13 protein-coding genes are annotated in these 13,858 nt (G+C 74.2%); 7 read left to right on the forward strand and 6 right to left on the reverse strand.

Annotation, left to right across the window (positions count from 1 at the left end; translation table 11 throughout):
• Positions 1 to 219 precede the first annotated feature (219 nt).
• On the forward strand, positions 220 to 1,134 hold the full coding sequence (locus tag VKA29_RS18450) for a HipA family kinase (RefSeq protein WP_324786999.1): 915 nt from the start codon (positions 220 to 222) through the stop codon (positions 1,132 to 1,134).
• 134 nt (positions 1,135 to 1,268) lie between these two features.
• On the opposite strand, the gene aceB is transcribed toward VKA29_RS18450, so the two are convergent.
• Together aceB and VKA29_RS18460 are read right to left on the reverse strand one after the other, a co-directional pair.
• Entirely contained in the window at positions 1,269 to 2,894 is a 1,626-nt protein-coding gene (gene aceB, locus VKA29_RS18455; RefSeq protein ID WP_324786931.1) for a malate synthase A, read from the reverse strand.
• 257 nt (positions 2,895 to 3,151) lie between these two features.
• Complete coding sequence (locus tag VKA29_RS18460; protein WP_324786932.1) at positions 3,152 to 3,769, reverse strand: nucleotidyltransferase family protein; 618 nt, start codon at positions 3,767 to 3,769, stop codon at positions 3,152 to 3,154.
• Between the two features lie 231 nt (positions 3,770 to 4,000).
• On the opposite strand from VKA29_RS18460, the gene VKA29_RS18465 reads away from it, so the two are divergent.
• Positions 4,001 to 4,315 carry a DUF5955 family protein gene (locus tag VKA29_RS18465; RefSeq protein WP_324786933.1) on the forward strand — a complete coding sequence of 105 codons (315 nt, stop codon included), beginning with the start codon at positions 4,001 to 4,003 and terminating at the stop codon, positions 4,313 to 4,315.
• An 87-nt stretch (positions 4,316 to 4,402) separates the two neighbouring features.
• Here the strand turns inward: VKA29_RS18465 and VKA29_RS18470 are convergent, their stop codons facing one another.
• A complete protein-coding gene (locus VKA29_RS18470) occupies positions 4,403 to 5,206 on the reverse strand; it encodes an IclR family transcriptional regulator (protein WP_324786934.1) in 804 nt (267 codons plus the stop codon).
• Positions 5,207 to 5,433: 227 nt separating this feature from the next.
• On the opposite strand from VKA29_RS18470, the gene allB reads away from it, so the two are divergent.
• The gene (allB, locus tag VKA29_RS18475) at positions 5,434 to 6,786 is read left to right on the forward strand and encodes an allantoinase AllB (protein WP_324786935.1); all 1,353 of its coding nucleotides are present in this window, start codon (positions 5,434 to 5,436) and stop codon (positions 6,784 to 6,786) included.
• 100 nt (positions 6,787 to 6,886) lie between these two features.
• Positions 6,887 to 8,002, forward strand: a complete 1,116-nt coding sequence (gene alc / locus VKA29_RS18480; protein ID WP_324787000.1) for an allantoicase — start codon at positions 6,887 to 6,889, stop codon at positions 8,000 to 8,002.
• Between the two features lie 539 nt (positions 8,003 to 8,541).
• On the opposite strand, the gene VKA29_RS18485 is transcribed toward alc, so the two are convergent.
• The 3 genes from VKA29_RS18485 to VKA29_RS18495 all read right to left on the reverse strand — a co-directional run bounded on the left by VKA29_RS18485 (position 8,542) and on the right by VKA29_RS18495 (position 11,093).
• Complete coding sequence (locus VKA29_RS18485) at positions 8,542 to 9,336, reverse strand: SDR family NAD(P)-dependent oxidoreductase (protein WP_324786936.1); 795 nt, start codon at positions 9,334 to 9,336, stop codon at positions 8,542 to 8,544.
• Between the two features lie 253 nt (positions 9,337 to 9,589).
• Positions 9,590 to 9,985, reverse strand: a complete 396-nt coding sequence (locus VKA29_RS18490; RefSeq protein ID WP_324786938.1) for a ribonuclease domain-containing protein — start codon at positions 9,983 to 9,985, stop codon at positions 9,590 to 9,592.
• A gap of 85 nt (positions 9,986 to 10,070) precedes the next feature.
• On the reverse strand, positions 10,071 to 11,093 hold the full coding sequence (locus VKA29_RS18495; RefSeq protein ID WP_324786940.1) for a Gfo/Idh/MocA family oxidoreductase: 1,023 nt from the start codon (positions 11,091 to 11,093) through the stop codon (positions 10,071 to 10,073).
• Between the two features lie 131 nt (positions 11,094 to 11,224).
• On the opposite strand from VKA29_RS18495, the gene VKA29_RS18500 reads away from it, so the two are divergent.
• From VKA29_RS18500 to VKA29_RS18510, 3 genes are all read left to right on the forward strand, one after another.
• The gene (locus tag VKA29_RS18500; protein ID WP_324787001.1) at positions 11,225 to 11,962 is read left to right on the forward strand and encodes a GntR family transcriptional regulator; all 738 of its coding nucleotides are present in this window, start codon (positions 11,225 to 11,227) and stop codon (positions 11,960 to 11,962) included.
• Positions 11,963 to 12,067: 105 nt separating this feature from the next.
• Positions 12,068 to 13,210: an ROK family glucokinase gene (locus tag VKA29_RS18505; protein ID WP_324786941.1), complete on the forward strand. Its 1,143-nt coding sequence runs from the start codon at positions 12,068 to 12,070 to the stop codon at positions 13,208 to 13,210.
• Positions 13,207 to 13,788, forward strand: coding sequence for a sugar kinase (locus VKA29_RS18510; RefSeq protein ID WP_324786942.1), 582 nt, complete (start codon positions 13,207 to 13,209; stop codon positions 13,786 to 13,788). The genes VKA29_RS18505 and VKA29_RS18510 overlap by 4 nt, the downstream gene beginning before the upstream one ends.
• Positions 13,789 to 13,858 lie beyond the last annotated feature (70 nt).

Raw genomic sequence — 13,858 nt, forward strand, 5'->3', positions numbered from 1 at the left:
AGGTGCCCCGGGCGGACGGCCCGGTCCGCCCGCTCGTGGGGCCGCGACGCCGGTGCGACTGTTCGGGCGTTCCGCCCCGCCTGTCACGCTCGGTTACTATGCTCACTTCGGGCCGGAGGCCGACCGCGCAGACGGCCGGCGACCCGGGGCTCCCCGGGGCGGGAGCCGGCCGTGGAAGGCGAGCCGAGTGAGCCGAAGGACACCGTGGGGGCCCGGGAGATGCTGAGAGAGGTCACCGCGACCCGTTACGTCGCGCCCCTGCACTCCGGCGGCTCCGTCCCCGCGATCGTCGAGGCCGACGACCTGGGCACCTACGTGGTGAAGTTCACCGGCTCCGCGCAGGGCCACAAGGCGCTGGTCGCCGAGGTGATCGTGGGCGAGCTGGCCCGCGCCCTGGGACTGCGCTTCCCCGAACTGGTGTTGGTCCGCTTCGACCCGGCGATCGCCGGCCACGAGCCGCACCAGGAGGTGCGCGACCTGCATGCCGCCAGCCGCGGGATCAACCTCGGCATGGACTTCCTGCCGGGCGCTCGGGACTTCACGCCCGAGGTCGCGAAGGTCTTCCCGGTCGATCCACTGGAGGCGGGCAGGATCGTCTGGCTCGACGCGCTGACCACGAACGTGGACCGTACGGTCCACAGCTCCAATCTGATGCTGTGGCCCACGCTGGGCGTCGCGCCCCCGCGCCTGTGGCTGATCGACCACGGCGCCGCCCTGGTCTTCCACCACCGCTGGGACAGCTCCTCCCCGGAGAAGGCGTACGACTTCCGGCACCACGCCCTCGGCCACTACGCCCCCGACACCCGGGCGGCCGACGCCGAGCTGGCGCCGAAGGTGACGCCCGAGCTGCTGCGTGAGGTCACCGCGTGCGTGCCGGACGCCTGGCTGGCCCAGGAGGAGGGGTTCGCCGGCCCGGACGAGGTGCGCGCGGCGTACGCGGGCTACCTGCACGCGCGCGTGCGGGCCTCGGCGGCCTGGCTGCCCACCGACTTCCCCGGGCGGGAGGAGATCGCCGCCGAGGAGGCCCGGCGCGCGGCACGTACCCGGCAGGGCCGCCCCGACTGGCTCAAGCGGGTGCCCGACCTGCACGGCAGACCGGCTGCGGAACAGGACTGGTCGGTCCACCTGGGCTGACGCACGCGCGCGGGACGCAGGGGAGACGCCTGCGGGACGTGTGACGCACGGGCGGCGGGCGTGCGGCGGGCGTGCGGCGGGTCCGAGTGGCCGCGGGCGGGTCGCCGGGCCACTCGGACCGGTGCGGCGAGGCGTCAGCCCGCGAGCTGTTCGTACGCCGGCAGGGTCAGGAACTCGGTGTAGTCCTCGTCCAGGGCGACCCTGAGCAGCAGGTCGTGGGCCTGCTGCCAGTGGCCGGACGCGAAGGCCTGAGCGCCGGTCTCGCGGCGGACGGCGTCGAGTTCCCCGGCGGCGATCTCGCGGACCAGTTCCGGCGTCGCCCTGGTGCCGTTCTCGAACTCGACGCCGGCGTTGATCCACTGCCAGACCTGGGAGCGGGAGATCTCCGCGGTGGCCGCGTCCTCCATGAGGTTGAAGATGGCGACCGCGCCGGACCCGCGCAGCCAGGCCTCGATGTAACGGATGCCCACCTGGACGGCGTTGACGAGACCGGCGTACGTCGGCCGGGCGTCCAGGGAGTCGACGGCGATCAGGTCGGCCGCCTCGACGTGGACGTCCTCGCGCAGGCGGTCCTTCTGGTTCGGCCGGTCGCCGAGCACCTTGTCGAAGGACTCGATGGCGATCGGCACCAGGTCGGGGTGGGCGACCCAGGAGCCGTCGAAGCCGTCGCCCGCCTCGCGGTCCTTGTCGGCCCGGACCTTCTCGAAGGCGACCTTGTTGACCTCGGGGTCGCGGCGGGACGGGATGAAGGCCGCCATGCCGCCGATCGCGTGCGCGCCGCGCCTGTGGCAGGTGCGGACCAGGAGTTCGGTGTACGCCCGCATGAACGGGGCCGTCATCGTCACCGCGTTGCGGTCCGGCAGGACGAACCGGGGCCCGCAGTCGCGGAAGTTCTTGATGACGGAGAACAGGTAGTCCCAGCGGCCGGCGTTCAGCCCGGAGGCGTGGTCGCGGAGTTCGTAGAGGATCTCCTCCATCTCGTACGCGGCCGTGATCGTCTCGATCAGGACGGTGGCGCGGACGGTGCCCCGCGGGATGCCGACGTGGTCCTGCGCGAAGACGAACACGTCGTTCCAGAGGCGGGCCTCCAGGTGCGACTCCGTCTTCGGGAGGTAGAAGTACGGGCCCTTGCCGAGGTCGAGCAGGCGCCGGGCGTTGTGGAAGAAGTACAGGCCGAAGTCGACGAAGGCGCCCGGGACCTGGGCGCCGTCGGCGTCGACGAGGTGACGCTCGTTCAGGTGCCAGCCGCGCGGGCGTACGACCACCGTCGCCAGTTCCTCCTCCGGGCGCAGGGCGTACGACTTGCCGCTCACCGGGTCGGTGAAGTCGATGCTGCGGGTGAACGCGTCGATCAGGTTGACCTGGCCGAGGACGACGTTCTCCCAGGTCGGGGCGGAGGCGTCCTCGAAGTCCGCGAGCCACACCCGCGCGCCGGAGTTGAGGGCGTTGACCGTCATCCTGCGGTCGGTGGGGCCGGTGATCTCGACCCGGCGGTCGTCGAGGGCGGGGGGCGCGGGCGCCACCCGCCAGGAGTCGTCCGCGCGGATGCCGGCCGTCTCGGGGAGGAAGTCGAGGGTGGCGGTGCGGGCGATCTCGGCGCGGCGCTCGGCGCGGCGGGCGAGGAGCTGGTCACGCCGGGGCGTGAACCGGCGGTGCAGCTCGGCCACGAAGGCGAGCGCCGCGTCGGTGAGGACCTCCTCCTGCCGAGGCACGGGCTCGGCGTCGACGACGGCCAGCGGGGACGGCGCTGCTGCGGGCATGAGCTGTCACTCCTCGATAGGGCGCTGATGGGCGCTTCTGCTGGACGGATACTAATTTCCTCATCGTGGAACCTCAATGACATGCCGCCCCGCCGGACAGGGCGCCGGACAGGGCGCCGGACTGGGCGGGACTGGGCCGGACTGGGCGGGACTGCGCCGGACTGTGCCGGACAGGGCGGGACGGCCGGACCGGGCCGGACAGGGCTGGACTGGGGCGGACCGGACCCGGGCCGGGCCCGGCGTCGGGACGCCCCCGCTCACTCGCCCGGGATCAGACGGGCCAGGTCCTCCCTCGTGTCGATGTCGTACGGCCGCGCCACGTCCGCGCACTCGACGAGCGTGAGCGCCGCCTGGTGCGTCCCGAGGTAGGCGCGCGCCCCCCGGTCCCCGCTCGCGCTCGCGGCGACGCCCGCCCAGTGGGCGGCGCCGAGGAGGACGGGGTGCCCGCGTACGCCGTCGTAGGCGGCCGACGCCAGCGAGGTCTCGTCCCGGCAGGCCGCCAGCACGCGGCCCGCCGCCTCCGGCCCGATGCCGGGCTGGTCGACGAGCGAGACGAGCGCCGCCCGGGCGCCCGTGCCGAACAGCGAGCCGAGTCCGGCCCGCAGCGAACTGCCCATTCCCTCCTCCCAGTCGGGGTTGTCGACGAGCACGCAGTCGGCCAGCCGAGCCCGTGCCCGCACGTCGGCGGCCCGCGCCCCGAGCACCACGTGGACGCGGGAGCAGCCGGCCGCGCGCAGCACGCCGGTCGCGTGCTCCACGAGCAGCCGCCCGCGGTGTTCGAGCAGCGCCTTCGGCCGACCGCCGAGCCGGCGCCCGCCTCCGGCGGCGAGCAGCAGTCCGGCGACCCGGTCGTGGTTGTCGGTGTGGTCGGTCATGCGTCCTGCATACCTGACATCCCGGCGGACGCCCGGTCTCCTGGGGCTGAATTTCGGCCCGCGCGGTGGCGCGCGGGGTCCCGGGTGGCGTTTACTGGCCCGCGTCCCCGGCGCCCGACCAGCGCACGGGGGGCGCGGGTCGAGCGGATCACGACAGAACGGCGCACGGCGGCGCGCGAGGGCGCGCGAACGGCGTGTAAGGGCGCGCGAGTACGTGCGAGGGGGAGAGCTGTGTTGCGGAGCGTGGGGCAGAAGTCGGTGACCGGCAGCGGCGAGGATCCGAGGGTGACGGGACTGCGGACCGCGGTGTCCCGGCTGCGTCGTGAACTCGCCGCGCACCCGGCCGAGGTCCCCGACCGGTGCATCGCCGACCAGGAACTGGCGGCGCTGACCGCGATGACCCTCGACGGCGCGCCCGAGACCCCGCGGCTGCGCCGCTCGCTGCTCGTGATCGTCGGCGCGATCGGCTCCGTGAGCGCGCTCTCCGGCGCGATGTCGCAGGTCCGCGACGCGGTGGACCTGTTCGGGGAGCCGACGCGTGGCTGAGCGCCGTTCACGGTGGCCGGACGGCCCGAGGGGGAGCCGACGTGCGGCTGAGCCCCCGTTCGCGGGCAGTCGGGGGACCGGCCGGGCTCAGGCCGGCGTGCCGCCGGTGCTCGCGAGGGACTCCGACAGTTCCCGGGCCACCTGCTGCAGCACCGGCACGATCCGCTCCGTGGCCGTCTCCGTGACCCGGCCCGCCGGGCCGGAGATCGAGATGGCGGCGGCGGTGGGGGAGTCGGGGACCGGGACTGCCAGGCAGCGGACGCCGATCTCCTGCTCGTTGTCGTCCATGGCGTAGCCGAGGCGCCGCACCTCCCGCAGGGCGGCGAGGAAGCCGTCCGGCGTGGTGATCGTCCGGTCGGTCAGCGCCGGCATCCCGGTGCGGGCCAGCAGGGCGCGCACCTCGTCGTCCGGGACGGCGGCCAGCAGTGCCTTGCCGACGCCGGTGGAGTGCGGCAGGACGCGCCGGCCGACCTCGGTGAACATGCGCATCGAGTGCTTGGAGGGCGCCTGGGCGACGTAGACGACCTCGTCGCCGTCCAGCAGCGCCATGTTCGCCGTCTCGCCGGTCTCCTCGACCAGGCGGGCCAGGTGCGGCCGGGCCCAGGCGCCGAGCAGGCGGGATGCGGACTCGCCCAGGCGGATCAGCCGGGGGCCGAGCGCGTACCGGCGGTTGGTCTGCTGGCGGACGTACCCGCAGGCCACGAGCGTGCGCATCAGGCGGTGGATGGTGGGCAGCGGCAGCCCGCTGCTCGCGGACAGCTCGCTCAGGCCGACCTCGCCGCCCGCGTCCGCCATCCGTTCGAGCAGGTCGAAGGCGCGCTCCAGGGACTGGACGCCGCCACCGGCCGGGGGCCTGGCGGAGCCGGTGGCGCTGGCGCTGGACGTCGGCACGGCGCGTTCCTTTCGGGACCGGTGGCAACCGGTCGGGACTGGCGGCAAGGGCAGCAGCGTACCCGCAGGCCCGCCGGTCCCCGCGCGGAGCCCGCGGGCGAGGGCGCCCTTGACGACGCGGGGGAGCGGAGTGAAGACTCCTTCAACAGAACGTTGAATTCCGTTACGCGGAAGTAAACCCCGTTTCCGGGAAGCAACACGTCAGACGGCGGCAGAGAGGGGTCCGGGTGTCCGGCACAGAGCCCGAGGCGGAGCTGGTGCTGCGCTCGACGCGCGTCATCACCCCGGAGGGCACCCGCGCCGCCTCGGTCGCGGTGGCGGCCGGCCGCATCACCGCCGTCCTGCCGTACGACGCGCCGGTCACCGCCGGCGCCCGGCTCGAGGACCTCGGCGACGACGCCCTGCTGCCCGGCCTGGTCGACACCCACGTGCACGTCAACGACCCCGGCCGCACCGAGTGGGAGGGCTTCTGGACCGCCACCCGCGCGGCGGCGGCCGGCGGCATCACCACCCTCGTCGACATGCCCCTCAACTCCCTCCCGCCGACCACCACGGTCGGCCACCTCCGCACCAAGCGGGCCGTCGCCGCCGACCAGGCACACGTCGACGTCGGCTTCTGGGGCGGCGCCCTGCCGGACAACCTCCAGGACCTGCGCCCGCTGCACGAGGCCGGCGTCTTCGGCTTCAAGGCCTTCCTGTCGCCCTCGGGCGTCGAGGAGTTCCCGCCCCTCGACCGGCGGCAGCTCGCGCGGGCCCTGGCCGAGATCGCCTCCTTCGACGGACTGCTCGTCGTGCACGCCGAGGACCCGCACCACCTCGACGCGGCCCCGCAGCACGGCGGCCCCCGGTACGCCGACTTCCTCGCCAGCCGCCCGCGCGACGCCGAGGACACCGCCGTCGCCCACCTCATCGAGCAGGCCGAACGCCTCCACGCGCGCGTGCACGTCCTGCACCTGTCGTCCTCGGGCGCGCTGCCGCTGATCGCCGCGGCCAGGGCGAGGGGCGTCCGCGTCACCGTCGAGACCTGCCCCCACTACCTCACCCTGACCGCCGAGGAAGTCCCGGACGGCGCCAGCGAGTTCAAGTGCTGCCCGCCCATCCGGGAGTCGGCCAACCAGGACCTGCTGTGGCAGGCGCTCGCCGACGGGACCGTCGACTGCGTGGTCACCGACCACTCCCCGTCCACGGCCGACCTGAAGACCGACGACTTCGCCACCGCCTGGGGCGGCATCTCCGGCCTCCAGCTGAGCCTGCCCGCGGTGTGGACCGAGGCACGCGCGCGCGGGCACGGCCTCGAGGACGTCGTGCGCTGGATGTCGACGCGGACGGCGCGCCTGGCCGGTCTGGAGGCCCGCAAGGGCGCCATCGCGCCCGGCCGCGACGCCGACTTCGCGGTGCTCGCGCCCGACGAGACGTTCACCGTGGACCCGGCGGCCCTCCACCACCGCAACCGCGTGACGGCGTACGCGGGCCGGACCCTGTACGGCGTGGTGAGGTCCAGCTGGCTGCGCGGCGAGCGGATCGTGGCCGACGGGGAGTTCACCGCCCCGAAGGGCCGGCTGCTGACCCGTCCGCGCTGACCGGCGTCCCCCGCCGATCCGCGCGCCCCGATCCGCGCGCCCCGACCCGCAGCGGCCGGCTCCGGAAAGGAACCGACTCCGAATGGAACCCCTGATCGACGTGACGGCGATTCCGAGCTTCACCGGCGACGCGCGCCCCTACTCCGGCGGTGACCCCTACGCCGACTACCGCACCGCCGACTTCCCCTTCACCCACCACGCCGACCTCGCCGACCGGCGGCTCGGCGCGGGCGTCGTCGCCGCGAACGACGAGTTCTTCGCCGAGCGCGAGAACCTGCTGCTGCCCGGGCGCGCCGAGTTCGACCCCGAGCGCTTCGGGAACAAGGGCAAGATCATGGACGGCTGGGAGACGCGGCGGCGGCGCGGCACGTCGGCCGGCCACCCGTGGCCGGCGGCGGACGACCACGACTGGGCGCTGGTGCGCCTCGGCGTGCCCGGCGTCGTGCGGGGCATCGTCGTCGACACCGCCCACTTCCGCGGCAACCACCCGCAGGCGGTGTCGGTCGAGGGCACCTCGGTGCCGGGCCATCCGTCCCCGGCCGAACTCCTCGCCGACGACGTGAAGTGGACGACGCTCGTGCCGCGCACACCGGTCGGCGGCCACGCGGCGAACGGTTTCGCCGTCCACGTCGAACAGCGCTTCACCCACCTCCGCCTCAACCAGCACCCCGACGGCGGCATCGCCCGCCTGCGCGTGTACGGCGAGGTCGTGCCCGACCCGGCCTGGCTGGCCGCCCTCGGCACCTTCGACGTGGTCGCGCTGGCCAACGGCGGCCGGGTCGAGGACGCCTCCGACCTCTTCTACTCGCCCGCCGCCCACACCATCCACCCGGGCCGCTCCCGCAGGATGGACGACGGCTGGGAGACACGCCGGCGCCGCGACCGGGGCCACGACTGGATCCGCTACCGTCTCGCCGCCCGGTCCGGCATCCGCGCGGTCGAGATCGACACGGCGTACCTGAAGGGCAACAGCGCCGGCTGGGCGTCGGTCTCCGTCAAGGACGGCGAGGACGGCGACTGGCGCGAGATCCTCCCGCGCACCCGCCTCCAGCCCGACACCGACCACCGCTTCGCCCTGCCGGAGCCCGCCGTCGGCACCCACGCGCGCGTGGACATCTATCCGGACGGCGGCATCTCCCGCCTGCGCCTGTTCGGCACCCTCACGGAAGACGGCGCGTCGGAACTGGCCGCCCGCCACCGGACGACGACCGGCTGACGGCCGGGCCCGGTGCGGTCCCGGAGCCCCGGTGCGGGTCCGGAGCCCGGGTGTGGGTCGGAGTCCGGTGTGGGTCCGGAGTCCCGGACCCGCACCGGACCCGAAGCCCCGGTGTGGGCCCGGAGTCTCGGTGCGGGCCCGGAGTCCGGTTGCGGTCCCGGGGCCCCGGTGCGTCGCCGGAGCGGCCCTGGCGTCGGGGGCCGGGTCCGGCGGAGCCGCCACGCGGGGGTGGTGGCGTACCGGCGCCGACGATCGGGCGTGTCGTCATGCCGATCGGTACACCGGCCGTCGCACCGGCCGTCCCGGAGCCCCGGTGCGGGTCCGGAGTCCGGGTGCGGGCCCGGAGTCCGGTTGCGGTCCCGGGGCCCCGGGGCGGGCCCGGTGCGTCGCCGGAGCGGCCCTGGCGTCGGGGGCCGGGTCCGGCGGAGCCGCCACGCGGGGGTGGTGGCGTACCGGCGCCGACGATCGGGCGTGTCGTCATGCCGATCGGTGCACCGGCCGTCGCACCGGCCGTCCCGGCAGTGCCCCGTGGCGCCCGGTCACGCCGCGTGCCCTCCGTCCACGGACAGTTCGGTGCCGGTGACGTAGGCCGCGTCCGGGCCGGCGAGGTAGGCGACCGCCGCGGCGATCTCGTCGGGGTCGCCGAAGCGGCCGAGCGCGGTCAGCGCCGTCTGGGCCGGGGCGTGCGGTCCGTCGGCGGGGTTCATGTCGGTGTCGGTGGGGCCCGGGTGCACGATGTTCGCGGTGATCCCGCGGGAGCCCAGCTCCCGCGCCAGCGCCTTCGTCAGGCCCGTCAGGGCGGACTTGCTCATCGTGTACAGCGTCGCGCCGGGCCCCGCCACGCGCTGGGTCAGGCAGGTGCCGACGGTGATGATGCGGCCGCCCGCCGCCAGGTGCCCGGCCGCCGCCCGGCAGGCCAGGAACACCCCGCGCACGTTCACGGCGAGCACCCGGTCGACGTCCGCCGCGGTGAGCGTGCCGAGGGGGCCGAGGACGCCGATGCCGGCGTTGTTCACCAGCACGTCGAGCCCGCCCAGTTCCCCGGCCGCGCGCTCCACCGCCTCCGCCGCCTCCCGCGCGTCCGCGGCGTCCGCCCGGAGGGCCACCGCCCGCCGCCCGAGGCGCTCGACGCGCCGGACGACGTCCGTGGCCGCCTCCTTGCCGTCGACGTAGGTGATGGCCACGTCCGCGCCCTCCCGGGCCAGCCGCACCGCCGTCGCCGCACCGATGCCGCGGCTGCCGCCGGTCACGAGGGCGGCCTTGCCGGCCAGGGGGGACGAGGGGCCCGACGCGCGGTCGGGGGACGTGGTCAGGGGCTGCTGAGAAGTAGTCATGGACCCATCCCAGCGGCCGCCGCCCCCGGGCGCTGGCGGCCGGCGGACACCGACCTCGGTCCCGCGGGCACCGGCCGTGCGCGTCTCCACGGTCTTCGTCACCCGCGACGGCTTCCGGCAGGACGGCCGGAGCCTCACCCGCGGCGCGCACGAACCGCCGGGCGCCCGCCCGGCCGGCCGCGGCGCACCGCGCCGCCACCGCGCGCCGCGGACGACTGTCCGGGCGCGCGGGGCGGCGGCGGACCGTCGGACCTCAGCAGCCGAAGTCGATGAGGTCGAACGTGGCGTAGTGGTCGGCGGTGTAGTAGTCCTCCTGGTACTCCTCGCCGGTGACGATGCGGCGTGCGCCGCGCGTGGAGGAGCCCGGGGTGATCACCGTGTACTCGTGGTAGTAGCCGGACGGCCGGCCGGGCAGGACGCCTTCGCGGTTCTTGAAGACCGTGCCGTCCTGCGAGTACGGGAAGGGGCCGTCCGACGCGATCAGGTCGAGCGTGTCGTGGGCCTGGGACGGCAGGTCGCTGTGACAGATGCTCCCGACGGAGGTGGCGGCGGCGTCCGCCGTGGTGGCGGAGACGGCGCCGCCCACGAGGAGGGCGGACACGAGGGTGGCTGCGGCGCCGATCCGGGTGGCGCGTGGGGGGAATCTCATGGCCACATGATGACGCGCGTAGAAGGTGGCATGTCAATGACAACTTCGGCCGATTCCCCTCCGGAACACCCGCTCGACGGGCCGTTCACCTGAACGCCGACTCGACCCCGCCCGGGATTTCCGCCAGCGCCACCGGCCTGCGCTCCCGCCGGGACACCTCGCAGGCCTCGGCCACGCGCAGGGCCTGCAACGCCTCCCGGCCGTCGCACGGGTTCGCCCGCCGGCCGAGCACCACGTCGACGAAGGCGGCCAGTTCCGCCTCGTAGGCGGGGCCGAAGCGCTCCAGGAACCCGGGCCACGGCTTGTCCGCGGCCGGTGGCCCGGTCGGCTCGGTGGAGGCGATGGGCGTGCGGTCGTCCAGGCCGACGGCGATCTGGTCGAGTTCCCCGGCCAGCTCCATGCGCACGTCGTACCCGGCGCCGTTCAGCCGGGTCGCGGTCGCCGTGGCGAGCGTGCCGTCGTCGAGGGTGAGCAGGGCGGCGCCGGTGTCGACGTCGCCCGCCGCGCGGAACATCGCGGGCCCGGCGTCCGACCCGGCCGCGTACACGTCGGCGACCTCGCGCCCGGTCACCCAGCGCAGGGCGTCGAAGTCGTGGATGAGCGTGTCCCGGAACAGCCCGCCGGACAGCGGCAGCCACTCCGGGGGCGGAGGGGCCTGGTCCGAGGTGAGCGCCCGCACGGTGTGCAGCCGGCCCAGCCGGCCGGAGCCGACCGCCTCCCGTGCGCCCAGGTGGCCGGTGTCGAAACGGCGCTGGAAGCCCATCTGCAGGATCGTCCCGGCGGCCTCCACCTCGGCGATCGCGTTCAGCGTGCCCGGCAGGTCGAGGGCGATGGGCTTCTCGCAGAACACCGGCAGCCCCGAGCGTGCCGCCCGGCCGATCAGTTCCGCGTGGGCCGAGGTGGCCGTCGTGATCACCACGGCGTCCACGCCCCACTTGAAGATCTCGTCCACTCCGGGAGCCGCCGTCTCGCCGAGCCGGTGCGCGAGCTCCTGGGCCCGTGCCGGATCCGTGTCCGTGAGGATCAGGGAGCCGACCTCCGGGTGACGGCTGAGCGTGTTCGCATGAATGGTACCGATGCGGCCCGTACCGATGACCCCGATGCGCATGGAAACAAAAGTGCGACGTGAACACGGACACTGTCAATGCGTATGTCCGGACAATCGAACTACACGACTTCCCGTCAACAACGCACGGAGTTACGCTCGGCCCCGTGCCGAAACCACAAGAGGACCCGACCGTGTCGCTCGACCTGCGGGTGGACCGCAGCTCTCCGGTGCCGCTCTACTTCCAGCTGTCCCAGCAGCTCGAGGCGGCGATCGAACGCGGAGAACTCACCCCGGGCAGCCTGCTGGGCAACGAGATCGAGCTGGCCGCGCGCCTGGGCCTGTCCCGGCCCACCGTCCGTCAGGCCATCCAGTCCCTGGTCGACAAGGGCCTTCTGGTGCGCCGCCGCGGCGTCGGCACCCAGGTGGTGCACAGCCAGGTCAAGCGCCCGCTCGAACTCAGCAGCCTCTACGACGACCTGGAGGCGGCCGGCCAGCGCCCCGCGACGAAGGTGCTGGTCAACACCATGGTCCCGGCGACGGCGGAGGTCGCGGCCGCACTCGGTGTGGTCGAGGGCAGCGACGTGCACCGGGTGGAGCGGCTGCGGCTCGCGCACGGGGAGCCGATGGCGTGCCTGTGCAACCACATCCCGCCCGGCCTGCTGGACCTGGACACCGCGCAGCTGGAGACGACCGGCCTGTACCGCATGATGCGCGCCGCGGGCATCACGCTGCACAGCGCGCGCCAGGCCATCGGCGCCCGCGCGGCCACCGCCGACGAGGCCGAGCGGCTCGGCGAGGCCGAGGGCGCCCCGCTGCTCACCATGCAGCGCACCACCTTCGACGACACCGGCCGCCCGGTGGAGTTCGGCAGCCACACCTACCGGCCGTCGCGCTACTCCTTCGAGTTCCAGCTGCTCGTACGGTCATGAGTCCCATGTCGGTCATATTGTCAGGACAAGGGGGCGGGTGATTCGTCCCCGCCTTTTCTCCCCGGCACGGCACACAGAGTCACGGTGAGGCAGAATCGGGCCTTGATGAGCACCTACCGCGACTTCACCGCCCCCATAGGCTCCCGCCGCGCTCCGGTCCTGAGGACCGTGGGCACCCGGGAGCGCCGCTCGCACCTCACGGCGCCCCGCGTCCCGACGGTGGGCATCGACATCGGCGGCACGAAGGTCATGGCGGGCGTCGTCGACGCGGACGGCAACATCCTGGAGAAGGTCCGCACGGAGACGCCGGACAAGTCCAAGAGCCCCAAGGTCGTCGAGGACACCATCGTCGAACTGGTCCTCGACCTGTCCGACCGGCACGACGTGCACGCCGTCGGCATCGGCGCGGCCGGCTGGGTCGACGCCGACCGCAACCGCGTCCTGTTCGCACCCCACCTGTCCTGGCGCAACGAGCCCCTGCGCGACCGTATCGCCGGCCGCCTCGCGGTCCCCGTCCTGGTCGACAACGACGCCAACACCGCCGCCTGGGCCGAGTGGCGCTTCGGCGCCGGCCGCGGCGAGGACCACCTCGTCATGATCACGCTCGGCACCGGCATCGGCGGCGCGATCCTGGAGGACGGCCAGGTCAAGCGCGGCAAGTACGGTGTCGCCGGCGAGTTCGGCCACATGCAGGTCGTGCCCGGCGGCCACCGCTGCCCGTGCGGCAACCGCGGCTGCTGGGAGCAGTACAGCTCCGGCAACGCGCTGGTGCGCGAGGCGCGCGAGCTGGCCGCCGCCGACTCCCCGGTGGCCTACGGGATCATCGAGCACGTCAAGGGCAACATCTCCGACATCACCGGCCCGATGATCACCGAGCTGGCCCGCGAGGGCGACGCCATGTGCATCGAGCTGCTGCAGGACATCGGCCAGTGGCTCGGTGTCGGCATCGCCAACCTCGCCGCCGCCCTCGACCCCTCCTGCTTCGTCATCGGCGGCGGCGTGTCGGCCGCGGACGACCTGCTGATCGGCCCCGCGCGCGACGCCTTCAAACGCCATCTCACCGGCCGCGGCTACCGCCCCGAGGCCCGCATCACCCGCGCCCAGCTCGGCCCCGAGGCCGGCATGGTCGGCGCCGCCGACCTGGCCCGCCTGGTCGCCCGCCGCTTCCGCCGCGCCAAGCGGCGCCGGGTCGAGCGCTACGAGCGCTACGAGCGGTACGCGTCCGCCCGCCGCGAGGACACCGCATGACGGCCTCGCTGCCGCGCCAGGCGGAGCCCACCGGCGGGCGGCCCGGGCACCCCGAGGACCGCCGCCACATGATCCGCCGCAGGGCGCTCACCCTCCTCATCATCGTGCTGCTCATCGGCGTACCGGCCGGCTACCTGGTGATCTCGGCCAACCAGAGCCGCGACGCCGGCAAGGACAAGGAGGCGAAGTACTCGGCGACCGGCCTGACCAGGGGCTGGCCGTCCAAGGTGCAGCGCCGCCTCTACCAGGTGCCGATGCCGCATCCCTCCGGCAAGGTCGCGTACTACGAGACGAACAACTGGAAGACCAGCCGCCTCTACGTCCAGTTCCAGACGCCGAACGCCAACCTCGACGTCTTCCTGCGCGACATGGGCGTCGAGCGGTCGGACCTGAAGCGGGGCGACATCACCATCCACGCCCGCGACCAGAAGATCACCGGCTGGCGGTTCACCGGTCCCGGCCCCTGGTACGGCCTCGTCCACCGGCAGCAGAACCCCAAGCCGACCCAGGACGTCGTCGTCAGCCTCGCCGACCCGCACAACCCGTTCGTCTACGTCGTCTCCCGCACCGTCCCCTGACCGGGCGGCGCCGGGGCCGTACGGGCCTCCGGGGCCGATTGTCAGACCCCGCCCGTAGAGTCGAAGACGT

The sequence above is a fragment of the Streptomyces sp. H51 genome (assembly GCF_035656535.1).
Classification (GTDB): Bacteria; Actinomycetota; Actinomycetes; order Streptomycetales; family Streptomycetaceae; genus Streptomyces.